The following is a 24,795-nucleotide window of genomic DNA, read 5'->3' on the forward strand; positions in this document are numbered from 1 at the left end:
AGAGCTTTCGTCATTTCGCCATGAACACCTGGTTTGAGGTATCCATTGCCGGGCAGGAGAGTGACTACGCTCGCAAGGCGGCCACGGAAGCCTTTCATGAAATCGATCGCTTGGAAAATCTACTGAGTCGTTTTCGCGAGGGGAGCGATATTGATATCTTGAACAAAAAGGGTTCGAAAGAGCCGGTGCGTGTAACGGAGGAAACCTGGGACTGCCTCTTGACAGCTTTGGATTTGGAGATCCTAACCGAAGGGCGATTCAGTGTCGCTTTTGAGTATTATATGGAGGCAACTCATCGAGGTGAAAAACCCGAGGTGGCCAGTTGGCTGGAGATGGATGCGGATAGGAAGACCGTGCTGTTTAAGCAGCCCGAGCTCATGATTGACCTTGGTGGTATTGGTAAAGGATTCGCCTTGGATTGGGTGGTTGAGCACCTCCAGGATTGGGAAATCGATTCTCTGTTGATTCACTCGGGCACCAGTAGTGTGGTGGCGAGAGGGAGTCGGGATGAATCGGGTGGCTGGCCTATTTCTGTGGGAGCCGATGAATTTCCTCAGGAGATTGCCCTGAACGACTTGTCTTTGAGTGGTTCCAGCTTGGCTGTGCAAGGGGCACATATTTTGGATGTGAAGGCAAAGAGTTTATTGGATACTGAACGGCGAGCCTGGGCCTGGGCATCCAGTGGCGTGCTGTCGGACGCTTTATCAACGAGCTTCATGTTGATGGCGCCAGATGAAATAGATGCGCTTTGTCAGCGGGCTCCAGGACTGGGTGCGTTGGTTGTGGATCCTGCGCTGGAACCGACCAAATACGTGTTTGGAGTGGCGAATGACTACGTCGGGTAGGGTGCTATCGCCGAGAGCGCCGATAGCAATGTGGTACGTTTAAAACGTAGCGATTGTCATGAGACCATCGACAAGAAGCGGTACGGGCGTGTTCGGTCCACGGTCCCACGTCCGTGGCTACATTAATGATGCTACTCTTTGTTAGCCGTCTTGGCGAACAGCTCTCGGGATTGGTGTAGAATACTAATGAGTTTATCTGGGTCCGAACTTGCTTGCAGGGCGTTCCGCATTTCCGAGTCATTAAAATCGACGACTGGATTTCCTGGCACCCAAATATCCTCTGCGCTCATCATATTGTAGCGCCAGCGGCCAAATTCTGTGAGATCAATCGCTTTGGCCCAGGTCCAGAGTCGGGCAATGTCCTTCACATTTATCTGCTGTGGCAATTCGTTCCAATCTGGAATGCCTTGGTGCCAAGTGTCGTACCAATCCGGACCGCAAATGTTTTCAACTTCGTGAAGGATACGATTGAGAGCAGGGGCAATGGTTGCTGATACATCGTCAAGTTGTTCGACTGCCTCTATGTGAATATCGAAGTTGGAAGGTTCAGCGGCGCCACAGCTCAGTGTGTGGACCCTTGGGTCTGCCAGGCAAAAGAGATCATTGAAAGCCATCGGGTGAAGGGGAGCACATAAGTCGACCAGCTTTTGAGGTGGCTTGTAGAGATGTCCGCCCTTGTCGCTAGGACTGATAATGAATATGCCCATATCCTGCTGGGAAGCAGCTTCAATGGCAGGCTCATTTAGCTGGTTTGTGAAATACCAATGTAGATTCACGTAATCAAATTGGCCTGTATTTATAATTTTTACGATATCCTTGGTAGAGCCGTGAGTTGAAAACCCCAGGTGTTTGATCCGTCCTTCTTCCTTCAGTTTTAATGCTGCTTCGAGGCAGCCGCCTGGTCGGAGAGCGAAATCGATGCGTTCCTTGCTATTCAATCCATGCAAGGCAAACAGGTCTACATAGTCCTGCTGCAGGTAATTCATGGACTTATCAAATATAGCGAGGAATTCAGACTGTGTCTTCTGTGGAGCTACTTTTGTTTGTAGAATGATGGATTCTCGCGGGAATTGCTTAAGTGCATACCCCAATTGCATTTCGGAACTACCATAGCCGCGGGCGGTTTCGATATGGTTGATCCCTTTCTCCAGCGCATAGGCCATGATGGCCTCAATATTTTCCTGTCCTTCTCGCGGAACGGTATCGAATGGAATGTCGTCCCACTTGTGCTGATAGCGCATGCCACCGCAGGAAATGACCGGCATGTTTAGTTCTGTCTTTCCGAATCTTCGATACTTCATAGCTGCCTTACAAATTTCATTGGGCTTATTAGTTGTAACTCAAATGAATTCGCGCTACTATCCAACCTTCTTCCTCAAACTCAATCTATGAAAGTACCCGTTTCCACCTTATTAGCAGAAAAAAAAATTAAGGCTCTGTTCTCCTTAGAATCCTCAGCTACTGTGATGGAGGCAGTGAAAGAAATGAATCACCGACAGGTGGGATCATTGATTATTTTGGATGAGGGTAAGCTAGTAGGTATATTTACGGAGCGGGATGTTCTACGAAGAGTGGTGGTTCCAGGTCTTCCTGCAGAAACGACTTCTGTTGCTGACGTCATGTCCAAGGAGGTCGATACCTTTGGCCCGGAGACGACAGTGACGGATGCCTTGGCTCATATGAATGACAAGCGGCATCGCCATATACCGATTATGGAAGGGGAGGATATCTTGGGTTTGATCTCGATTGGAGATATCACCCGCTGGTTGTCAGCAAATGCGCAGAATGAGGCGCAAACGCTCCTTAATTACTTCACCGGTACTTACGGGGAGTAAGCTGCAAAACGAAGCCGAACTGGCAGCCATATATGTACACTTGCAGGAGGGGGCTTGCTCCCGATCCTAAGCTGTTTAGACGTACGATTCGGGAGCAAGCCCCCTCCTGCAGTTGCCTCGATAAAATTGATTGAGATGTGGGCTGACCCCGACCTGGCCCTACATTAATCAAAGATATTGATTTTCCGCCAGGGGCCCCAGATCCAGCGTGCTGTCAGCGTCAGTCCCAGACAGGCGATGTAGAGTGTGGTCATGGACCAAGGGCCAAGCGCGCCATACTCGGGATAGAAGTTCACCATGAAGTAACCTCCTCCGCAGAGAACGACGGTAGAGAATCCCATGAGTGCAATGGCAGGGAACTTGGTGTCCCCAGACCCTTTTAGAGCATGGGAAAAGGTGATAAACAAAGCATCGAATAGTTGGAAAATAGCTGCGAACAGCAACATCCACCGCCCAGCTTTGACCACTTCCGGGTTGTCTGAAAATGCCAGGATAAATTGATCTCGGAAAATGAAGTAGATAACCCCGATGGTGAGCATGTAACCCATAATCACCTTTAGGGCCAGGAAGGTCAGCTTGTTGGCTTTTTCCAAATTCCCTTCTCCGATGGATTTGCCGACCACTGCCGTCACAATAAAACCGACTGCGATGGCTGGCATAAACGACAGATGCAGGTAGCGAACAACGATGGTATTGGCTGCCAAGGGTTCAGTTCCAAATAGGCCGATCATCCAAGTAAGAATGATTCCCCATGTAAATAGATCCCACACGCCCTGAAGGCCACCGGGGGCACCGATGCGAAAGAGCCGTTTGGTCATCTTCCACTCAAAATAGGGTTTAGCCGTATGGTAAATGTCTCTAAACTCTTTCTTCCAGAACAGTGCGAAAAGAATTATGCATTGGCAAAGAGTTGCAAACACGGTTCCCCAGGCAGATCCGGCCACACCCAGCTCCGGAAAGATCCAGATTCCGAATATGAGGAAGTAATTGAATACAATGTTCAGGACCGAACCTGTTACAGCCGATATGAGCAGATAGTTGGTACGATGCAGTCCGGTGAAAAAATTGCTCACCACCATCTGGGTGAGGTAGGGAATGGCTCCCAGAAGACTGACTTGAAAGTAAACGACCTCATACGCCTGAACCTGCGGGTCATGTCCCATGAGCTTAAAAAAGGGAATCGCAAGCTTCCAGAAGATAGGAAGCAGGAGAGCACCGTAGACGATCGCGATCCACAGTGCGTTCCATGTATATTGTCCACATCCTGGTTCGTCCTTCTGTCCGAGGCTTTGGGAAACGAAGGTACTAACGACTGAGAAGAAGCCCCAGCCAAAGCTAATGAGTACGAAGTATGCGAATCCTGCGGGCATGACCGCAGCCAAGGCTTCATCCCCCAGATGCGATACCATAAAAGCATCCGCAAACTGCATGCCGGTGATAGCGAGGTGAATGATGATAAGCGGCGTGGCCAGCTTCAGCATCGATTTCAACTCGACCCGGGCATCGAATGTAGATTCTTGTTCCATGGTGTTAGAGGGCGCTTTGAGAAAGGGAATCCCAAGAGGAATGGCAGGAGAATCAATCAGGTTTAGTTTAAAAAACAATCGTAATCGCATGGAGAAACTAAGAAGCTGGAGGGGTGTCTAATTCTTTAAATCCTTGTTGTGATTTTGACCCTCTTGAAAATATTTAACTATAAACCTTCTATTATCATGATTGATACCATCAAAAAAACACTACTGGCCGGACTCGGTGCCACTGTTATTACTGCTGAGCGAGTCGAACAGGCCATGGGCGACTTGATCGAAAAGGGTAAGCTCAATGCTGAAGAAGCTCGCGAGGTTGCCAATAAAGTCGTGGAACAAGGGAAAGAAGAATGGGAAAACTCACGCCAGGAATTGGCTGAGACCATGAACGATTTCCTGAAAGAAGCCAATGTGGCGACTCGCGATGCATTAAGTGAACTTTCCAAACGCATTGACGATTTGGAAGAACGCCTGGCTGCCAAGGCTGAAGATTAAGCTCTTACTTTGAAACCGCTCACATTCTTGCGCGATGCTGTCCGCGCAAAGGAAATCCTTACAGTCCTGGTCCGATACGGATTTGGGAATTTGTTAAACCAGCTGAACCTTCCATCAGGCTGGATTGACCGCTTGGTTAACAAGGCGGATCATCCATTAGGCCCGTGGGAGCGTATCCGCCTGGCAATGGAGGAACTGGGGCCAACTTTCGTTAAAATGGGCCAGGTCCTGAGTACCAGGACCGATAGCTTGCCTGCTCCCATGATCGAGTCGCTTAAGCAGCTGCGCGATCGTGTGAAACCGGAATCCATTGAAAAGATTCGCACCACCTTGGAGGCTCAACTGGGCGCAGACATCGAAAGCGTTTTTTCAGAGTTTGACGAAGAACCCATCGGCAGTGGCTCGATTGCTCAGGTTCACAAAGCGGTGCTTGCTGAGACAGGTGAGGTTGTTGCGCTAAAGATACAACGGGCCGGTATCGAAAAAGCCCTTACAGCTGATCTTGAAATTTTGGCCTGGCTTGCGCGGGAAGCTCACGAGCGTTTAGAGGATGTGAAGCCCTACAACTTGCCCGGGGTTGTCAGTCAGTTGAAGCGGAGTCTTTTGACGGAACTCGATTTTACACGGGAGTCCAACTTTAGTGACATCTTTAGTTCTCGAAACACCTTTAAGAAGTATGTCTTTGCCCCCAAGGTTTTCACAGAATTCACAACAGAGAGACTCCTTGTGACCGAGTATGTGGAGGGTGTTTCTCCTGAGGAATTTTCTGGAACCGACGAAGAGAAAAAGCTCTTGGCCAACCAAGGTGGGCGTTCCTTGTTTCATCAAATAATCCGTATTGGTTTCTTTCATGCCGATCCTCATCCAGGGAATGTGATCATTACGGATGATGGGCGAATTTGCTTTATTGACTGGGGCATGGTCGGGCAATTGACCCAACAAATGCGTTTCAATCTCGCTGATCTTCTGAAGGCAGTGATGGCTCGCGATGTGGAGCACATAGCCTTTCGTGGCAATCGTATGGGGAGGCAATTGACTCCGGTTGATATCAGTCAGTTGGAAATCGATATTACGCGAGCGTTGGATAGGTTCGGTCCTGAGATTAATGCGCGGGACTCAGGGCGAATTGTGCTGGAATTACTCCACGTTTTCGGTGTTAACGGAATCTCCCTAGCCGACGACTATCTGATGTTGGCCAAGGCTATCATATCCATCGATCAAACGGGGGTGAGCTTAGATCCCGAGTTTAATGTAGCTAGAGTAGCGGCTCCGTTTATTCGTGATCTGGAAAAGGAGCGTTGGCAACCCACTCACTTATTAAAGAAGCTGTACTGGACACTGAGCGATGGCCTGGGTCGCATGGTTGAATTGCCAAGTAACATTCAACGTGTGCTTAAGCGCATCGAGAATGAGGATATATCGCTCAATCTTCACCATAAGGGCTTGGATGATCTGACCGATTCGATTAACAAGAGTGCGAACCGGCTGGTTTTGGCAGTGATTATTGCCGCGTTGATCATTGGTTCCTCGACGGTTATCACGACGGGTGTAGAACCTCTCCTTTGGGGATTTCCTGCCATCGGGATATTGGGTTATTTGATTTCTTTCGTGTTCGGAGTTTGGGTAGTCTTCGATATTATTCGAGGTGGGGGGCATAAGTAAGTCCTCTGTGGCCAATTCGATTCCAATCGATAGAAGATTCACCATATTGATACTGTAGAGAATGCCGGCGAAAGCTGGGTGATACGTGGTTGGTGCTATGACCCCACATTGAAAGTACGTAAATGTTACTACGATTCTTCAAACAAGCGTGTTCGCCTGGAAGGTTTTGGTTTGGAGAGTCCGGATCTGGAGGATATCTACGGCAAGAAGGCAAGAAGGCAAGAAGGCAAGTCGTTGTCGTTTCGAATTTAGGATTCCTGGAACACATCCGAATGGTTACATCGCGCTGACACATGGCAAAGGGCAGGCGACCATTATTCCGTTAGCCAATTTGGATGTCTTTATTAATTGAGTCCGGGTTCTTACTCACCATTTTGTGAATCGAATGTACTTTGGACGTTTTGAGATTTTAGGACCGGGCAAAGTGAAAAAAGTGATCTTGGGTAAAGGGACTTCCAAGGACTTTAGAAGTGTATCTATTTCGCGGAGAAAATTTTATCATGAGCCCAATTCTCAGATCATTTTGTTTCATTGTAATATCAGGAAAGGATGGGATATTGATCATTTGAATCCATTCATCGTTTTTGACGATGGATCGGTTGAGGTACTCGAAGACGTTGGCAATACGGCACGGCAAACAACACCCACCTACCTTTTGGTTCGAGACTTTTTCTCATGGATTAACGAACATTCAGACACGCTCAACGTGGTTGAAACCGGATCTCGTGCCCGTTCGGGAAATATTTCTCGTAGTCGGATTGATGAACGACACCATTATGTGGGAACTGATTTGATGGACGGTGAAAATGTCGATGTGGTGGCAGATGTTCATCAGCTGTCTTCTCACATTGAACCAAATTCAGTGGATGCAATATTCGGTCTTTCGGTAGTCGAACACGTGGCTATGCCCTGGAAGATGGCCATCGAGTTGAACCGCGTTTTAAAGCTCGGAGGCCGGGCCATGTTCATGACCCAACAAACTTGGCCACTCCATGACTACCCATTTGATTTCTGGAGGTTTTCGGAGCAGTCTTGGAATACGATTTTCAACCACCATACTGGTTTTCGTGTAGTTGAAGCTACCATGGGGGAGGAGAGCCGTGTGTTACCGGAATTGCAGACTTTTGATACTCGATTCGGAATGGATTCTGTCGGATTTTTGTCCTCCTGCGTAGTCGTCGAAAAAACAGGTGATACAGAATTACAATGGGATGTTCCTGTGGAAGCTGTTTATCAAGGACACTATCCTTCTGGAACAAAAGTAGGTCTCCGTGATAAATAAGGACCTTGCGTGAGATTGCAGGAGGAACTTAGAGTAGGTGCTATGGTCAATAGGCACATGAATCGATTAGGAAAGCTAGTGGCAGTGTGTTTGTTATGTAGTTTCGTTTTTCCTGTTGTTGCGAAAGAGTCCGATAGTCCAAGAATACTTAAAGATCGTCCTCGGGTGTTTTTAGGGCCTTACAATGATCGTGCAATTGATCACTATTACTACGGCTATCCAAGAACGGGCTATTATTCTCATTTATACAGTCCCTTGGATTTTTACGGTCCGATGATTCCAAGTCGTAGCTCTGTTTCGTTCGCCATGGGTTCGGATGGTTATATGGGTGCTAGCTTTTCAACGACTCAACAAATACAAGGCACCAACGTGTTGTTTTCACTCAGCTCTCGATGGGAGGAAGGAGATGCATGGTACCTGCCCGGATATCGATATAGCCAAAGGATCATTTCGCCTCGTTTCAGTTGGTCCAATGAGAATACATTTATCTCCGTTGGAGTCGATGTAGGGGATTACAAGTTTTCTAAAAAGGATCGAAACCGCATGGAGCAACCTAGAGTGGTGCAAATGAACGCATCGCCCTTTCTGGATGCCAATGAGGATTTCAGCTATGAAACGGAGATTGAATCATTCCACGTAACTCTGGGGCATAAGTTTGGAAATCTCGGTGAAATCTATCTTTCCACTTACCAAGACGATAATGGCCATGATTCCTTAACCGCTGGACTCAGTCGGACCCTTTACAAGTCTCGGAATGGTCGTGGGGAATGGCTTCCTCCATTGCGTTAATCGAATCGGCTATTTCAGGTGAATCGCCAACCAGATGGCATCTTCGCTGGTGTGGGTGACGCGGTGTTTTTCATGGCAAGGAATGAATAAATAATCGCCTGCCTTGAGAGACCGTTCTTCTCCGCTTTCATAGAGTAGCATACTCTGTCCTTGAGCTAAGAGCACCCATTCATCTGTCTCCTGGTCGTACCATTCACCTTCAGGAGTTGCTTTTCCAAAAGAGACGATTCGCTCAATGGATATGTCTCCCTTTTGTAGTAAGTTATCGAATACTTCTTGGGATTTATTTTCAGGAAGCGAGTCGAATAGATTGCCTGAATTTGCAGACATTTCAGCGCGAATTCTTCAAGAATACATCTCCACCCGGACGGGTATCCAAACGCATTTCTTCCTGAAAGAGGACCGCCATGCCACGAAGCTTGCGAGAGATGTCTCTATCAACCACTCGCTTCTTTTCTCCGGGATCCTTTTCAAGGTCGAAGAGGGTGAGGGTAGGGTTTAGGTAGAGCTTCCAGTTTTTCCAGCGCACAGCCGACAAGGCTCCTTGGCTCCCATGGTAGAAAAACGCATTCAGGTATTCTTCACGAGTCATTAGAAGGTCCCATTCGTAGGGAGGATCCCAACGCCGTTGTAGTGGGATGTCGGTGTTCAATGCTGATCCTTGCCCGGCATTGGGCACGACTTCGGTCTCCCCTTTTAGAAGGGGCGTGATGTCTCGGCCATCGATCGGTTGCTTTTGCTCGATCTTGATTCCAGCCATGGTTGCCAGGCTCGGATACCAATCCATGGCGCGTACGGGTTCACTGGATACGTAGTTGGAGCGAATGCCGACTCCGGGGCCCCAAGCGATTGCCGGAACACGAATGCCTCCTTCAGAAGTCGATAGTTTTCTTCCTTGGATGGGTTGGTCGGCATTGCGGCCAGGACCACGGCCATTGTCGGACGCGTAAATCACAACCGTTTCCTCGTCCAGGTCCAGTTCCTTCAGTGTGTCAAAAATGCGGCCTACGTTGTGGTCTAGTTCCTGGATGGCATCGCCATATTCGCCCCAGTTTGAAGTGCCCTTGAAAGGCTCACTCACTCCAAGTGGATTGTGCAGCATGGTGTGAGGAAGGTAGAGGAAGAAAGGTTCGTCTTTATTTTGGGATATAAACCGAATGGCTTCATCTGTGTATGCTTCGGTGAGCTCGGCTGGATCTGGTGGGCGTTTAACCACATCGTCATTTCGCATCAGAGGAACACCGCCTTTGTCTTCAAAGTATACAATCTCCACCGGGTCCAGATTGTGAAGGAGCCCGAAATAATGGTCGAAGCCTTGGTTCTTTGGCAGAAACGGTTCTTCGAATCCCAGGTGCCACTTTCCAATGCAGGCTGTCTTGTAGCCTTCCTCTTTGAACAACTCACCCAGAGTAACCTCATCCGGGTGTATACCGGAGCCGGAGTCCGCTCGATGGACCCAGATGTGGTTTCCAACTCTTCTCGGGTACGAACCGGTCAACAGGCCCGCTCGGGAAGAGCTGCAGATAGGGGCAGCGGAATAATAGTCGGTAAACCGAATGCCTTCTTTGGCCATTTGGTCGATGCGAGGAGTCTCAATCTCAGTCGCTCCATAGCAGCCGAGATCGTAGTAACCTTGATCATCAATGAAGATGAAAATGATGTTGGTCTTGGCATAACCAAAGGTAGTGATGAGGAGGAAAAGGAAGGGTAGGAGTCTCATAAGATAAAAGAAAGGCATACCTTAGCTCCTATCTCGGATGATACTCAAGCCAGGTCTGTAGCTTTCTTGTGTATTTCTTGAGGAATGATTTCCCCAAAAAAAAAGATGTCCAACAAAGCTTTTACCGATTTTATTAATACAGTTGAATCCGTTTGATAGAATCTAAGACTCGAAACAGCGAGCTGGTGTAGGACTTTGATCAGGCATTTGCCTTCCTTCGGCCGGAGCAATTGGTTGTATTTGATTTATATTACATAAAGGGAATGTCCCATTACGAGGTGAGCGAATCATTTGATATGCCTTTGGGTATTGCGGCTGTCATAGCAGATGCTTGTCTTTGGATTGTTTTAGACCGCGTCTAAGGGAACGAGCAGTGTCGTTTTATTTACCTACCTCTAAGGTAGGGGCGCATCGCCGAGGCGCCCGTATGACAGGTGAAAAGTTCTTAAGGATGTAGCGTTGGTGAAATCGTCGACGACTAAGGCCGATTTCGGCAGCAAGCTACCTTCCTACAGTAAACAATCGAACAATAATTGTATGATGGGAGCTTGCTCCCGATTAATGCTTTTGTACGAGATCGTACCGTCCGTTGAGTCGCGAATAAGATTGCTCCTACAAATGGGCGATTAGAGCGCAGAAAGAAGAGAAAGAGGAAGAAATTGGCTCGGGAAATACTAAGGATCTAATCCATCAAGCGAACATTGTACTGCCTTACGGTAGGTTGGTAGGTCTTCCAATCCAGGTTGGCTTCTTTGCCATAGATCCCCACAAAGGAATCCCATGGATTGTAAACAACTACTTCCTCTCCTTCGTCTCCGAGAAGGTCTGCTGGCACGCAATGATACCAACCGCGTCGTTTTTGACCCTGTGGAGTAGGGAGTCCCGGTAGAGCTCCAACGATTGAACCATCTCCGTTCCATAATGAGCCTCCATTATAGAGGAGAGCGGTCTGTCCAGGTCCGTTCCAGAATACCGCTTCCATGCCCGTATTGTTCGGACTGTGATTTAACTCAAAACGCCGCAGGATCTTACCCTCCTGGCTAACAATCATGACTGGAGTCGCGTGCCCATCGTATCGGATGGCCATTTCAGGTCCCGGTGATTGTGGATCGAAGTCTGCTACCCGCAACTCTTGACCATGAGGAACCAGGTCTTCACCCAGCTCGAGAAGGATCTGACCTGTTTCGTCCAGAATATGACCGAAGCCAGAACCAAAGGCGCGCATGGTGCCATTGTCCCAGGGAGCAATGGTGACGGAGTCCATGTTGCGGCCGAGCTGCTCCTCCCACATAACCGAACCATCGTCATCGAGTAAAAAGTAGCCGCCATTCACCTCATCTTTGCCATCCCCATCGATATCACCCACGGATGGAATGTAGGCTGGGCATTTCGTGTATTCGTCCCAGGGGTTGGTGTAGCTCCAGAGGACATTTAAATCTTCATCTATAGCCAGCAGGGTGGTTCCCAGCTTTACCACAAAGTCGCGGGGGGAATCCGTTCCGCGTAAGTTGCAGATGAACAGGCGTTGGTGAACCCAGTTGGGACCTTCACCATGAGCGGCGAGCAAGGCTGCTGGTGCAGCTTCTTTTTCTACGATGCCGGTTTTCCCATCTCGAATCTGTATGACCACATCGCGCATGCTGTTCGGCGAGCAAATAATGGTTGGGTCGTGCCAGAAGCAAATAATCTCGGTCTCACCATCTTCATCGATATCGTGAATGGCTACGGGCCCAGGTCGGGTGGGTTGCACTCCGCCTTCGCCTTGTTGCCAGAGGATCTGGCCGTCTTTATCAAAAGCGCCCAGGAAACATGGCTTCATGCCACTTCCATCATCCTGGACGTCGTCTTGGGATCGATAGACCAGAAGATCTACCTGCCCATTGTTGGAAAGATCACCGATGCGGATGTCGCCGCCGTAGATAATGTTTTTGGGTCCTTGGGTTAGGAAGGGCTCAGGGACACTTAGTTTTTTGATTAATTGGGGATCTGAAGTTTCGGCAGCATGACTAGAGCTAATCGTCAGGAGTCCAAAGAGAAGTGAGAGCAAATACGGAGCGACCTTACTCATGGCTTTAGCTCTAAAAGATCCCACTTGTTTCCATACCGGTCTTCAAACACCGCAACCGTGCCATAAGGCTCCTCTCTTGGTTGCTCCAGGAAGCGGACACCATTCGCCTGAAATCTCCAATGGTCGCGCTTGAAGTCGTCTGTATGAAGGAATAACCAAACACGGCCTGCACCCTGTTTTCCTACGGCAGCTTTTTCCTCGTCGGTCTTGGCTTCTGTCAGCACGAGTCCTGTTCCTTCGTCATGGCCTGGGCTAATGACGACCCATCGTTTTCCGTCACCCAGGTCGGTGTCTTTCAGAAGCGTAAAACCCAAGGCTCTTGTATAATAATCTTTAGCCTCATTGTAGTTAGGCACGAGGAGCGAGACGTATCCGATTTTTCGATTCATATCTCGATGAGGTGTTTTTGTGGCTCGGGAATGTGGTCGTAACGGAGTTCTCCGCCAATGACTCTCATTAAGACTCCCTTCTTTTGATTTTCTTTCCCAAAAAGATATTCGTCCTCTGGAACCGGTATGTCTTTCATATCTGCTTCGGTCTTATCAAAGAGTGCTTTTAGGCGTGCAACCACTTCCGGGTGTTTTGCGGCCAGGTTCGCTTGCTCGGATGAATCAGTCTCCATGTCAAAGAGCATCATGGGTGATGGTTTCATTCCTGTCGTGATACCCGGGTATTCACTCGGATCAGCCTGTTCAAAAGGGGCGATAATGGTCACGCCATCGGGTGCCCTGCGGTTAACTCGTTTCCGAGCTTCTTCGATGGGTAAGTTGATCATGTTGACCGGTCCTGGATTTAGGACATGCAGTTTCCATTTCCCAGATCGAACGACGGCCAAGTTACTCCCCCGCATGCCGAATATGGCTTCGTGTGGACTTGCTTGGGAATCGTTTTGCATCATGGGCAAAATATTGCGCCCATCGATCGTTCTATCAGCGGGCACTTTACTGCCGGTAAGGTGGCAAATTGTAGGCAGAATGTCGACTGTGGCAGCTGGGTGATGATTGACGACACCTGGTGGAATAGTGCCCGGCATGTAGGCGATCATCGGCACTCGAAGTCCGCCCTCCCAAGTCTTCCCTTTCATACCACGTAATCCGCCGGTTGACCCTCCATAAAAGGGACCGTTGTCGGAGGTGAATATAACCAGTGTGTTTTCCTTCAAGCCCAGATCATCAAGGCCATCCAAAAGGTGACCGACTGAATGATCCAGTTCTGCAATGACGTCCGCATAGAGATTGTCAGGAGTGTTTGGAGTATAGAAATTGTCAGACATTGCCAGCGGTTTGTGGGGCATGGCATGGGGCAAATAGACGAAGAACGGCGTGTCTTTGTTTCGTTTGGCAAAGTCGAGTGTCAGGTCGGTGTAAAGCTGGGTGAGTTTCCCTTGGTCAACCGGGTATTCGGTGACCTCCTCATTCTTAACCATTTGTACCGGAAACATGTCGTTGGAGTAGAGAATGCCTTGGTATTCATCAAAGCCTTGAGTTCGGGGCAGCCATTGTTCTTTGTGCCCCAAGTGCCATTTGCCATACATGGCTGTATTGTAGCCACGATCTTTTAGAATCTCGGCGATGGTGATCTCAGATGAGGGTAGTCCAATGTTGTTTTGCCCGGCATCCGGAGCCGGATTGAGAACCACGGTGTGTCGAAAGGGATAACGTCCTGTCAGAATCGTTCCTCTTGACGGCGCGCAGTACGGAGTTGGAACGTAGAAATGAGTAAGCTTTGCACCCTCGGCCACCATTTGATCGAGGCGTGGTGTCTCAAAGGGGCTATCCGGGTAGAAGGCTCCTACATCTCCATAACCGAGATCATCGGCAAAGATGAGTATGACGTTGGGTTTCGCCGCTTCAGCATGAACCAGCACGGTAGCAAAAATGAGTGAGATAAAAGCTACTAATCGCTCATAGTGACATCTGCGGTTAGGGTTGTTCATGGAAATCTTAGGGCCTCAATAGTTAACATTAGAGATTCAATGTTTCTGCCTCAGGAAGGTCAATCATCTCGATTAATCAGTTCTTCTTAATTCTTGATAAGCAATCTCTTTTCAAGGTAGCCTTTTCTCATTCATAGGATTATGCTTCGTTACGAGCTTGTTAGAAATGAAATCGGTCGGGATACCAACAGCTTCGAAGACTTTCGCGAGTTTGAGAATAGTGTGCTTGCTGATCCGGATGTTACTGCCATCGAAGAGGGACCTTTAACCAGGCGTGCTTATTCGGTCGTCTTCAAATTGTATAGGCGATTGGGTCGATCCTTGGGGCTTCGTCCTCCCTTTCAATTGCCGAGTAATCCCTCATTCGATTGGCGAATTGCTATTCTGGGAGGCCTTGCTTTTCGTCGCTGTCCTAACTTCGTGTTTAAGGGAAGGAAGGCGGCTTATTTGTATGATTCTTTTGAACCTTGAACGACGGCTGATCAGATTAAGCGCTTTGTCGAAGATGCAGGGATATCTGTTCTCTTTGTGAGTCATCCCGATTGTGCCGGCGAACTCGATTCTCTCATTGAGAACTGTCGTGTATATTACATTCCAGAGGGAGCAGATCCTAACGGTTATAAAACAGATGCGCCTAAGACGATTGATCTAATTGCGTTTGGAAGAAAGAACTACCCACATCACAATGCCTTGCTTGAGGAACTGGATCCGAAGGTTGTCTATCAGTGTAGTTGGCTGGATACCCGTCAGGACTTTTTGGATGCATTGGCGGCCTCCAAGATCGCTATCAATTTCCCCAGAAATATGACCGTGGATAATTGTGAGATCGAGATGTTAACCATGCGGTATTTTCAGGCCATGGGAACAAGATCAATCTTGTTGGGGCATTGCCCAAAACTGCTCAAAGACTTGTTTGGATACGATCCGGTCATCGAAGTGGATATCCAGAATCCCGGTGCGCAGGTACAGGATATCTTGGACAATTATGAGGACTATATTCCCATGATTGAAAAAAATTATCAAAGCTTCATTCAGGGACATACATTCTCGCATAGATGGAATAGGATGAAACAGGTTCTAGAGGAAACACCTTCCTGAACACGCTATGAAAGACCTTCCGAATTCATTTTTTCCTGATGATATTAAAAATCAACGTATCCTTATTGCCGGCGGTGGCGGATTTATTGGCGGTCACTTAGTCGCCGATTTAATGAAGCGAGGGTGCACGGATATTGTCGTTGCTGACATCAAACCAACGGAGCAGTGGCACCAGATCTTCTCGAAAAATGAGAACCAGGTAGCTGATTTTTCTAAAGAGCAAGAATGCATGCGCTTGGTCGAAGGTTGTGATAGGATTTATAATCTTGCCTGCAACATGGGAGGGATGGGTTTTATTGAGTTTAACAAAGCTCTGTGTATGTGTAGTGTACTTATCAATACGCATTTGCTGGATGCGGCTCGTCACCATGGATGTAAGAGGTTGTTTTTCTCATCGACGGCCTGCGTTTATGCTGCCGATAAACAGCTGGCTTCAGATGTAGCTGCATTAAAAGAATCAGATGTTTATCCCGCCATGCCGGAAGATGGCTATGGATGGGAAAAGTTATTTTCCGAACGCATGTGCAGACACTACATGGAGGATTTTGATATCCAGACTCGGGTGGCCAGGTTTCACAATGTATATGGTCCATTTGGAACCTACGATGGGGGTCGTGAAAAAGTGCCGGCTGCTCTTTGCCGGAAGATCATTTCAAGCAAGCTGAGTGGAGACCATCAGTTAGAAATCTGGGGCGATGGTGAACAACCCCGTTCATTTATGTACATCGATGATTGTATTCACGGGATCCACTTGATCATGGAATCGGACCACTGGAATGAGCCCATCAACTTGGGGAGCTCTGAAATGGTTTCAATTAATCAGCTCGCTGACATCATTGAGGACCTGGCAGGCATCACCCTTCAGAGGAATTACAAGTTGGATGCCCCGAAGGGTGTCCGTGGAAGATCCTCGGATAATACACTGATCAACGAAGTGTTCGGGTGGGAACCCTCCATTTCACTGCGTGAGGGTCTGGAGAAGACCTATGACTGGATCTTCGAGCAAATTAGTTCAGGGTCGACTGCCCTCAAATAAGAGGGAAAGACGGAATGGTGCTAAAGCTCTTTAACCTTGATGTTGCGGAAGTGAACTTCGCCTGCCTTGCCAGAGTGAATTTGTAGGCTGAAAAAGCCTTCCGTGTATTCTTTGGTTTTCCAGTGAGCAGCAGGCACGCCATTAAGCCAGGTCTTGATGGCATTGCCTTTGGCCCGAACGGTGAGTCGATTCCATCCGTCTTTTTTCATGGCATTGCGAACTTCTTTGTGGGCTTCCAACCAAAGTGGGTAGATCCACCCGCCGGCGCTTTGACCGTAGATGCCGCCGGACCAATAACGTTCTTTGGAAAATGCCTCCATTTCAGCCTGAGGGCCGAAGACGGTTTGATACTTTTTATTCTTTCCTTCACCGGGTCTGGCTTGTCCACGAAACATAACACCGGTGTTTCCATCCACTAACCACTTGAACTCAGCTGTGAAAATAAAGTCGGTATAGTCATCCTTCATGGTAGACAGATAGGTGCTGGGTGATCCCGGGACGGTGGTGCCTACAATTACATCGCCTTCGGCTTCAAATGTGCAATAGCCACCTAGAGGTTCCCAGTCGTTGAGGTCCTTGCCGTTATAGAGACTGACAAAACCCTTCTTCAAGCTGGGCTCTTTAGTCTCATTGATAAGCATGTCCCCTGCAGAAGGGATGTTTTCCTGCTTTTTATAGACCTCGATCCACTTCTCTTGTGATTGGGCGATCTTGTTGGCGAAGGCGCCTGAAGTGAGTGTGATCAGGGCAAGAAGAACAATGTGTAGCTTTTTCATAGGTAGTTACTTCGGTGACTAGTGGAACATGCTTTGCGGAGAATGCAAAGCTTAGGTTTTAGTCTTCACACTCCGGATCCGGTGGAGGTACCGCCTTGGCTTCTATACCTGAATTCAGGTAGGGCTGTTTCAGTGGATCATCATTCATGGAATCAAAGGCTTGCTTAAGCGAATGGTGGGCAGTGGCTGCTTCTTGGATCAGATCTGCTCTCGATAAGTTCATTTCCTCAAGGGGGTCTTGCCGGGTATGATAAAAGCGACCGTCGCCATACAGCTTCCAACTGTCGTTGAATACAAATCGAGCTGCCGGCATGGGTGTATTGAAATAATCGGCTCCCCATTGTGGATCGTAATGCATGAAAATGGAATCCCGGGTGTAGTCGGTCTCACCCTTGGCATAAGGAATCAAATTTACACCATCCAGTTCTGTAGTCGTTGGCTTTCCTGCTACTGACTGAAGTGTGGCATAAACGTCCAGGAGTTCAACCAGACCCTCCTTTACGGTTCCCGTTGGTACCTCTCCTTTCCATTGCATGATATAAGGAACATGGGTGCCCGCGGTTTTGGTATTCCATTTCCCTCCAGTGATGGATTTCCCGTTCCGCATCGATGTTATTTGCGGATGCGTGCCATTATCGCCGATGAACCAGATCAGGGTGTTTTCCGTGAGCTCGTGTTCGTCCAGCTTTGCAAGCACCCGGCCGATCATTTTGTCCAGGTAGGTCATCATCCCGGAAAACTTTTCCTTCGGTGTTTCCGCATCCAGGCTATCGGGCGTTGTTGTCCACGGGTCGTGAGCCAAGATCGGATTGTAGTAGACGAAGAAGGGTTCATCTTTGTTTCGGTCAATGAAGTCTAAAACGTAGGCATTAAGGATCGTGGGTCCAAAGTCGTCTTTGCAGTACGTTTTGTTTTCGTGATTTAAGGTGAAGGTGGGCTGCCAATAACGACCCCCTTTCAAGGTGCGTTCCAATTGCCAGACGATGTGCTCATCAAAACCGAGATCCCAGGGATATGAACCCTTGCCTCCATACTCCATATTGCCGGCCAGTTGCCATTTTCCAGCAACGACACTTTCGTAACCAGCATCTTTCAGGTATCGGGGAAGGGCATACAACTCAGGATCCAAATGGGCGAAGGCCTTGTAGTGTTTGAAGTTGTGGGTCCCTGCCAGAAGACGTGTTCGACTGGTAGTACAAACGGGAGTGGCGTGGCCTTGGTCGAAACGAACACCATTCGTAGCCAGTGAATCGATGTGGGGAGTGTCATACCCACCTCCATAAGCGCCAATGGTTTCCACACCAATGTCATCTGCGAGGATGATGATGATGTTTGGGGGACTTAAATCTGACAGTTTATCAGATGATTCTCCAGTGCCACAACCAACCAAGGCTCCAGCCAAACCAATGGCAGTAACAATATGTTGGAAGTGTTGAGAAAAATTCAAAATCAAACTCTAAATTTCTGACACGTCCACGGGTCGGTTCTCGTGATAGGACTTGGTGGCGGCGAGTGCTATGCGTAGTGCCTCGACTCCGTCCTCTGCAGTGATGGATGGAGGATTCCCGCTGATTACATTCTCTATGAAGTCTGCCAATTGATCGACATACGCTTTTTCAAAGCGTTCGTAAAACCCAGGAACCGTATCATGAGAGATATTATCCTCCTTCATCACTTTGATCGGGGTCTCCTGATCGTAGCCCAGTTGAAGCGTCCCCTCGGTTCCTAGAAGTTCCGCGTAGATGGCGTAGCCGTAAATTGCGTTTCTTGAGAGGTCAATGGCTCCAATACAGCCACCTTCGAAATACATATTTACGATGGCATTGTCTACATCACCAATCTCTTTCATCTCGGGGTAGGCCAAAACACCCGCTACGGTGTAGACACTCTTTACGTTCCCCATCAGGAAACGGGCTACATCAAAATCATGGATGCCCATGTCCACGAAAAGTCCACCGCTAGTCTCTGGTCTTAAATAGTCCAAAGGTGGGCGCTCTCGGTCGCGAGAGGTAGCTTTATATTGTACCCGTTTCCCAATGACGCCATCCTTTACTTTTTGTTTGGCTGCGATGTAGGCATTGTCAAAGCGTCGCATGAAGCCCATCTGGAAGAAAGCTCCTGTTTGTTCCATCACCTCTTTGATCTCAATGCATTCGTCGATGCCTAGAGATAAGGGCTTTTCACAAAAGATGGCCTTTCCGGCTCTGGCCGCATCGATGGCATTCGCTTTATGGTAGCTGGTTGGAGTGACAATGATGATAGCATCAATCTCGTCGTCCACTAGCATATCCTGATAATCTGTGTAGTAGCGTTTGGCACCGTATTCTTCCGCAACCTCTTTGGCAACTTCCTCACGCACGTCAGATACGGCTATGAGATTGGCTTTAGGTAAGCGGTTTGCGCAATAGTTGGTATAGAGGCTGCCCAGTCGTCCCAGGCCAACCACGCCGACATTTACTTTTTTTGACATAAATAGTTTTGGTTAGAAATTAGTTATACTCCACTGTAGGCGTTGAAACCACCATCCACCGGTAGGACTACTCCTGTAATGAAAGCGGAACATTGTGATAAAAGAAAAAGGGTCGGCCCAATCAGCTCATTTTGATCGCCGAAGCGATGCATGGGGGTCAGTTGCAAAACACGCTTGTAGCGGTCGGTCATTTCGCCGTCTTCATCGTAAGCAAGGAACTTCAGTTGCTCAGTCAGGAAAAACCCAGGTGCGATGGCATTTACGCGAACTCCCGCTTCAGCTAAATGGACGGCCAACCATTCTGTAAAATTACTCAACGCACACTTTCCGGCCGAGTAGGCAGGAATTTTGGTCAAAGGACGATAGGCATTCATCGATGAAATATTGAGAATAGCTCCTCGCTTTTTCTTCACGAGTAGTGGTCCCAAAATCTGAGAAGGAAGCACGGTGCCCATGAGGTTTAGATCCAAGGTGAAGCGAAAGTCATCCTCCGGGAGATCGAAAAATGAGCCTTTCAAATCTTTGGCATCCGGTGAGACTTGTTCGATTTCTGTGGAAGCCTTAGGGCTGTTTCCGCCAGCACCATTGATGAGGAAATCAAGCCCACCAAACTGATCCACTAATTGATCTCGGGCTGCTTCGATAGATTCTTTTTCCAAGACATTGCATGCGATGCCTGCGCTTTTGATTCCGTGTTGTTCGTTGAGTTCTTTTGCAAGCTTTTGGGCCTTCTCCTCATCGAGGTCCAGAATGGCAACGTGCATGCCATTCGTTGCCAAGCCATGGCCTAATGCATGGCCAATCACGCCGGCACCACCGGTGATGGCGACAGTTTTGTTTCTTAGATCTTCAAATGACATGTTAAATGTATTGTATGATTAGTCGGTTGTTTCCTGTTGTTTCCCATAGCGGTTTGAAATGAACACCTCATACTTTTTATGAAGCCAGGTATGTGCCCACCAGCAGAATGCAAAACAGGTAGCTATGGATACCAGAAACCACAGCCAGAAATTGGGTGCGACAACTGCGTCTGAGTAAGCAAAGCCCACTTTGGAAAAGATCACATAGGTCAAGCTGGCCAATGAAAGGAGTACGGCGCTGATCAGCATGCTGTATCTCCATGGCATCATTTCAACCTTCGGCGCATGGCGGTGTGTGAACGCCTCATGGTGTGGCCATATGCGTGACCAGAAAACCACGATTCCCGTTTCAACCAGAAAGAGAATACTGAAAGTATGCATCCAGTGGATGGGCATCGTAATACCTACTTTTTCAAATCCCCATACGAGTATGTAATAGGTCACGATGTGGAAGATGATTACAAACTGAGCCGCTCGATGAGGGATTCTTAGATTCTGGGCAAACAGTCCGAGGATAATCAGGCAGGCAATCGGAATGGCGATGAATCCAAAAAATTTGGCGATGAAAATAAAGATACCCTCTGGAGCCTTGATGAGGTTAGGGGCTCCGAGAATGGTGAAAACAGCGGCGACTACGGCAAACTTCTTGGCTACGGAGATGAGTTGGTGATCATTCGCAGTTTTGTTGATCAGTGGTTTATAGATATCGATGGCAAACATCGTCGCCGACGAATTAAGCAATGAGTTGTAGGTGGAGAATACCGCACCAAGCAGCACCGCAATAAACAATCCCATCAAAGGGGCCGGAAGGGTTTCGGCGACCAATGCCGGGTAGGCCATGTCGCCGGGAGTAATGTCGGGTCCTAATAAATGAAATGCTATCAGACCGGGTGCCATGGCCAGGAAAGGAATCAGGATTTTGAAGAAGCCGGCCAAGAGCAGTCCCTTTTGACCTTCTTTCAAACTGGCAGCTCCTAGAGCACGTTGAATAATGAACTGGTTGGTGCCCCAGTAAAAGACCGCCATGATCAGTAACCCTGTGAATACCGCCGAAATGGGAATGGCATCGAGTTCATCTCCAATACCAATGGCATTCAGCTTATACGTGTGAGTGGTGGTGATTTCTTTTAGGGCATCCATCACTCCTCCGCCTAGCTTGTTGCCCAGGGCCATTAGGCCAAAGATCGGTATCAGGCATCCCATTACGAGTAGCCCCAATCCGTTCAGCGTATCTGAGATGGCCACTGCTCGAAGGCCACCGAATACGGCATAGATAGCCCCAATGATTCCAATGATGACGGTTACAAGCCAGAGCGATTGAATCTGAGACAGTCCGGTCATTCCTTCCACATTGAGAATCTTCATCAATGCCAGTGAACCCCCATACAAGACAGACGGCGATAACACGAAGATGTAGCCGAACAGAAGTAGGCCTACGACCATCCTCTGAGTGCCTGACCCATAACGAGATTGAAGAAACGAGGGCATGGTCGCAAATGCTCCACCAAGATACATGGGCAGAAACAATACCGCCAATAGAATGATGCCTCGCACCGCCCAGATCTCCCAGGCCATAGGCGTCATATTACCCATGTAGGTCATTCCATTCTGACCAATCAGCTGTTCAGTCGAAATGTTGGTTAAGAGCAGCGAGCCGCCAATGAAAAGTCCGGTTAATCCGTTTCCTGCGAGGAAGTAGCCACTCGATGTTGATACCTTTCCTCGGGTTTTGCTCCAGGAATACCAGGCAACAAATCCCATGAATGCGATGCAGGAAAAGAAGGTCAACACGAGCAGCTTATATAAATCTTATTTTCTCCAAACGTCTTCGTTCCCAAACCATCGAGAAGTAACGGTCTTTTCTCGGGTATAAAAGCGAACGCCGTCGCGGCCTTGAATGTGTAGGTCACCAAAGAAGGACGCATCCCAGCCGCTGAAAGGAAACATCGCCATTGGGGCAGGGACGCCCACATTGATGCCGACCATGCCGGCTTTTACCCGATGTTTGAATTCTCGGGCTGCACTCCCCGAGGTGGTAAAAATAGCTGTGCCATTTCCAAATGCGGAGGTGTTGGCCAGATCCAGGGCTTCACCCAGATTGCCGGCTCGCAATACGCTCAGTACGGGGCCAAACACTTCCGTTTCGGCCAAAGTCGATTTCGCTTCGACTTCATCCACGACTGTTGCGCCCAAATAGAAACCATTCGGCGCTTCATCAATTTTTGTGCCACGTCCATCGCTTAGGATTTTTCCTCCCTGGTCTGCACCTTCTGTGATTAATTCAGTAACGCGTTCCTGATGTTCACGTGTGATTACGGCTCCCATTTGAGGTTGTGGATCGCGATCGGTTGGACCCACTTTCAAACTCTTGGCGGCATCGACGAGTTCGGGAAGGACGGTTTTAGAAGCATCTCCCACGCAAACCGCATTGGCGATAGCCATGCAGCGTTCCCCAGCGCAGCCAAACGCTCCACCCATAATACCATCTACGGAGGTCTTTACGTCTGCGTCGGGCATAATAATGACGTGGTTCTTGGCACCTCCATTGGCTTGGACGCGCTTCCCATTTTTGGTCCCCGTTTCGTAAATGTATTTTGCCACAGGAGTAGAGCCCACAAATGAAATAGCTCGAACGTCGGGATGAGTCAGTAGTGTGTCCACACTTTCCTTACCTCCATGAACAAGGTTGAGAACACCTTTAGGGAGCCCTGCTTGCTCAAGCAACTGAATGAGTCGGATCGAAGTGAGTGGGACTTTTTCGCTGGGTTTGAAGATAAAGGTATTCCCTGAAGCGATAGCCAGAGGAAACATCCACATAGCTATCATGGCGGGAAAGTTGAACGGAGTAATCCCGGCGCACACACCGAGTGGTTGTCGGATCACTTCGCAGTCGATACCTCGAGCAATGTTTTCGAGGTATTCTCCTTTGAGTAGCTCAGGGATACCGCAGGCGTATTCCACGCACTCGAGGCCACGTTGGAGCTCGCCGCGTGATTCGCCCAGGGTCTTTCCGTGTTCCAGCGAAATGGTCCGGCAGATGGAGTCGAACTCCTGTTCTAGAAGGGTACGGTATTTGAAGAGCACTCGTGCGCGTTCAATGGCAGGAGTTTCCCACCAAGCGGGAAAGGCATCCTTGGCCGCTTGAACGGCGTCGTTTACGGTCGCTGCATCTGCCAGTGGTGACTCAGCGATAACGTCCCCGGTTGAAGGGTTGTATACGGGACTGGTTGGAAGATCGGATCGTTCCGTCCATTCGCCGTTAATGAAGAAAGGGCAGGGCTTTAATGCCTCTGTTGTAGTGCTCATAATGGTTTTGATAAATGCGTTAGACCAGCATGTGGCTGCGGATGTCTTTTAATAGGCCTTCGTAGCCTTCGATGAAACCATTGATGGTATGAATGGATGCGCCATAGCTGGCAAACTCCTGAGGTGTCATACCGTCTTCATCGTAGGCCTGCTTAAAGTCATCAAATTTCATCAGATCATTGAAAATGGTTTCGTCCATCGCTTCTTCAAGGCTCAAGCGTGGTTCGATATCCGCATCCTTGTATTTATTCCACCAAGGGTAGGGGATGGATTGAAGTACGTCCGTACCTATGATTTCAGACCAATTAACTTGGTTTCGGTAGGCCGCGGCAAGGAGTGTGCTTTTGTAGCCTCTTTCACGAAAGATTTCTGCTGCTCGTTTGAATACTGCTACGCCTCCCCATTCGAGGGATTCAGGATCTACATCTATTCCGCCAGCTGCGAACGTGCGTTTGAGTTGGTCATCCACACGACCGATCATAATGGTAATGTAGGGATGAATTGAGTTGGGGTCTTCGGCTCGTTTCAAACCACGCTCTATAGCTTCTGCTGCTGCGATTGCTTGGGCGACCGAAAAGGATACGGTGACGTTAACGCGTATGCCTGCCGCTGTCATTTCTTCGTATGAAGCAATACCAGCTCGGGTAGCCGGCGCCTTGATGGCGATGTTGGGTGCCAATGCGGCAAGTTCTTTCGCATGCTCTACCATGCGCTCGGTATTGTTGTAGTATTTCGGGTTTACCTGCAGGCACAGGTAACCTTTCACGCCGTTGGTTTGTTCATAAACCGGAAGTAAGAGTTTTGAAGCATCGGTTCCGACACGGGCAATCAATTTCCAGGCAATCTCTTCCTCGCTGTCGGAAGGATTGTTCTGAATGAGCTCTTTAATGACTGGAATCCAGCGGTCTGGATCTTGTTCAACAGCTGCTGCTACGATGACGGGATTGGAGGTGGCACCAACAGCACCTGTCTGCACGGCATCGGAGAGTTCAGTGATGTCACATGAATCGTTCCACCAATCGGCTCCAAGGGCCTGCATGCGATGCATGTTGTTTTTATTGAGAGTCTCTGTGTCTGACATAGGTATCGTG

23 protein-coding genes are annotated in these 24,795 nt (G+C 48.6%); 9 read left to right on the forward strand and 14 right to left on the reverse strand.

Features of this window, described 5'->3' with window-relative positions; translation table 11 throughout:
- Positions 1-20: 20 nt before the first annotated feature.
- Positions 21-845, forward strand: a complete 825-nt coding sequence (locus GA003_05975; GenBank protein ID QXD29516.1) for an FAD:protein FMN transferase — start codon at positions 21-23, stop codon at positions 843-845.
- Between the two features lie 131 nt (positions 846-976).
- Here GA003_05975 and GA003_05980 read toward each other — a convergent pair whose 3' ends face one another.
- The gene (locus GA003_05980; protein ID QXD29517.1) at positions 977-2,146 is read right to left on the reverse strand and encodes an aldo/keto reductase; all 1,170 of its coding nucleotides are present in this window, start codon (positions 2,144-2,146) and stop codon (positions 977-979) included.
- An 87-nt stretch (positions 2,147-2,233) separates the two neighbouring features.
- Here GA003_05980 and GA003_05985 point away from each other — a divergent pair, with 87 nt between their 5' ends.
- Positions 2,234-2,680 carry a CBS domain-containing protein gene (locus GA003_05985; protein QXD29518.1) on the forward strand — a complete coding sequence of 149 codons (447 nt, stop codon included), beginning with the start codon at positions 2,234-2,236 and terminating at the stop codon, positions 2,678-2,680.
- A gap of 164 nt (positions 2,681-2,844) precedes the next feature.
- On the opposite strand, the gene GA003_05990 is transcribed toward GA003_05985, so the two are convergent.
- Positions 2,845-4,206 (reverse strand): MATE family efflux transporter, encoded by a 1,362-nt coding sequence (locus tag GA003_05990; GenBank protein QXD29519.1) that lies wholly within the window; start codon positions 4,204-4,206, stop codon positions 2,845-2,847.
- A gap of 186 nt (positions 4,207-4,392) precedes the next feature.
- On the opposite strand from GA003_05990, the gene GA003_05995 reads away from it, so the two are divergent.
- The 4 genes from GA003_05995 (at position 4,393) to GA003_06010 (ending at position 8,434) form a co-directional block, all read left to right on the forward strand.
- Positions 4,393-4,701 (forward strand): hypothetical protein, encoded by a 309-nt coding sequence (locus GA003_05995; protein ID QXD29520.1) that lies wholly within the window; start codon positions 4,393-4,395, stop codon positions 4,699-4,701.
- Between the two features lie 9 nt (positions 4,702-4,710).
- Positions 4,711-6,363: a phosphotransferase gene (locus GA003_06000; GenBank protein ID QXD29521.1), complete on the forward strand. Its 1,653-nt coding sequence runs from the start codon at positions 4,711-4,713 to the stop codon at positions 6,361-6,363.
- 565 nt (positions 6,364-6,928) lie between these two features.
- A complete protein-coding gene (locus GA003_06005) occupies positions 6,929-7,645 on the forward strand; it encodes a class I SAM-dependent methyltransferase (GenBank protein ID QXD29522.1) in 717 nt (238 codons plus the stop codon).
- 57 nt (positions 7,646-7,702) lie between these two features.
- Positions 7,703-8,434, forward strand: coding sequence for a hypothetical protein (locus GA003_06010; protein ID QXD29523.1), 732 nt, complete (start codon positions 7,703-7,705; stop codon positions 8,432-8,434).
- Positions 8,435-8,443: 9 nt separating this feature from the next.
- Here GA003_06010 and GA003_06015 read toward each other — a convergent pair whose 3' ends face one another.
- The 5 genes from GA003_06015 to GA003_06035 form a co-directional block, all read right to left on the reverse strand.
- Positions 8,444-8,764, reverse strand: coding sequence for a cupin domain-containing protein (locus GA003_06015; GenBank protein QXD29524.1), 321 nt, complete (start codon positions 8,762-8,764; stop codon positions 8,444-8,446).
- A 1-nt stretch (position 8,765) separates the two neighbouring features.
- Positions 8,766-10,172 (reverse strand): sulfatase, encoded by a 1,407-nt coding sequence (locus tag GA003_06020; GenBank protein ID QXD29525.1) that lies wholly within the window; start codon positions 10,170-10,172, stop codon positions 8,766-8,768.
- 664 nt (positions 10,173-10,836) lie between these two features.
- Positions 10,837-12,222: a hypothetical protein gene (locus GA003_06025; GenBank protein QXD29526.1), complete on the reverse strand. Its 1,386-nt coding sequence runs from the start codon at positions 12,220-12,222 to the stop codon at positions 10,837-10,839.
- Positions 12,219-12,611 carry a VOC family protein gene (locus tag GA003_06030; protein QXD29527.1) on the reverse strand — a complete coding sequence of 131 codons (393 nt, stop codon included), beginning with the start codon at positions 12,609-12,611 and terminating at the stop codon, positions 12,219-12,221. Before GA003_06030 ends, GA003_06025 begins: the two co-directional genes overlap by 4 nt.
- Positions 12,608-14,158, reverse strand: coding sequence for a sulfatase-like hydrolase/transferase (locus tag GA003_06035; GenBank protein QXD29528.1), 1,551 nt, complete (start codon positions 14,156-14,158; stop codon positions 12,608-12,610). The genes GA003_06030 and GA003_06035 overlap by 4 nt, the downstream gene beginning before the upstream one ends.
- A 141-nt stretch (positions 14,159-14,299) precedes the next feature.
- Between GA003_06035 and GA003_06040 the strand changes: the two genes are divergently transcribed.
- From GA003_06040 to GA003_06050, 3 genes are read left to right on the forward strand one after another with little or no spacing between them, the layout of a single operon-like run.
- On the forward strand, positions 14,300-14,629 hold the full coding sequence (locus tag GA003_06040; protein ID QXD29529.1) for a hypothetical protein: 330 nt from the start codon (positions 14,300-14,302) through the stop codon (positions 14,627-14,629).
- A 57-nt stretch (positions 14,630-14,686) separates the two neighbouring features.
- Complete coding sequence (locus GA003_06045) at positions 14,687-15,256, forward strand: hypothetical protein (protein QXD29530.1); 570 nt, start codon at positions 14,687-14,689, stop codon at positions 15,254-15,256.
- Positions 15,257-15,263: 7 nt separating this feature from the next.
- Positions 15,264-16,292 (forward strand): NAD-dependent epimerase/dehydratase family protein, encoded by a 1,029-nt coding sequence (locus tag GA003_06050; GenBank protein ID QXD29531.1) that lies wholly within the window; start codon positions 15,264-15,266, stop codon positions 16,290-16,292.
- 20 nt (positions 16,293-16,312) lie between these two features.
- Here GA003_06050 and GA003_06055 read toward each other — a convergent pair whose 3' ends face one another.
- From GA003_06055 to GA003_06085, 7 genes are read right to left on the reverse strand one after another with little or no spacing between them, the layout of a single operon-like run.
- On the reverse strand, positions 16,313-17,068 hold the full coding sequence (locus tag GA003_06055; protein QXD29532.1) for a DUF1080 domain-containing protein: 756 nt from the start codon (positions 17,066-17,068) through the stop codon (positions 16,313-16,315).
- Between the two features lie 58 nt (positions 17,069-17,126).
- On the reverse strand, positions 17,127-18,515 hold the full coding sequence (locus GA003_06060) for a sulfatase-like hydrolase/transferase (GenBank protein ID QXD29533.1): 1,389 nt from the start codon (positions 18,513-18,515) through the stop codon (positions 17,127-17,129).
- Positions 18,516-18,524: 9 nt separating this feature from the next.
- Positions 18,525-19,538, reverse strand: coding sequence for a Gfo/Idh/MocA family oxidoreductase (locus GA003_06065; protein ID QXD29534.1), 1,014 nt, complete (start codon positions 19,536-19,538; stop codon positions 18,525-18,527).
- A 23-nt stretch (positions 19,539-19,561) separates the two neighbouring features.
- Entirely contained in the window at positions 19,562-20,398 is an 837-nt protein-coding gene (locus tag GA003_06070; protein QXD29535.1) for an SDR family oxidoreductase, read from the reverse strand.
- An 18-nt stretch (positions 20,399-20,416) separates the two neighbouring features.
- On the reverse strand, positions 20,417-22,159 hold the full coding sequence (locus GA003_06075; protein QXD30353.1) for a solute:sodium symporter family transporter: 1,743 nt from the start codon (positions 22,157-22,159) through the stop codon (positions 20,417-20,419).
- Positions 22,160-22,207: 48 nt separating this feature from the next.
- Positions 22,208-23,704 (reverse strand): CoA-acylating methylmalonate-semialdehyde dehydrogenase, encoded by a 1,497-nt coding sequence (locus GA003_06080; protein QXD29536.1) that lies wholly within the window; start codon positions 23,702-23,704, stop codon positions 22,208-22,210.
- A 19-nt stretch (positions 23,705-23,723) separates the two neighbouring features.
- A complete protein-coding gene (locus GA003_06085) occupies positions 23,724-24,752 on the reverse strand; it encodes a transaldolase (protein ID QXD30354.1) in 1,029 nt (342 codons plus the stop codon).
- Between the last annotated feature and the right edge of the window lie 43 nt (positions 24,753-24,795).

The organism is Opitutia bacterium ISCC 52 (assembly GCA_014529675.2).
Taxonomy (GTDB): Bacteria; Verrucomicrobiota; Verrucomicrobiia; order Opitutales; family UBA2995; genus UBA2995.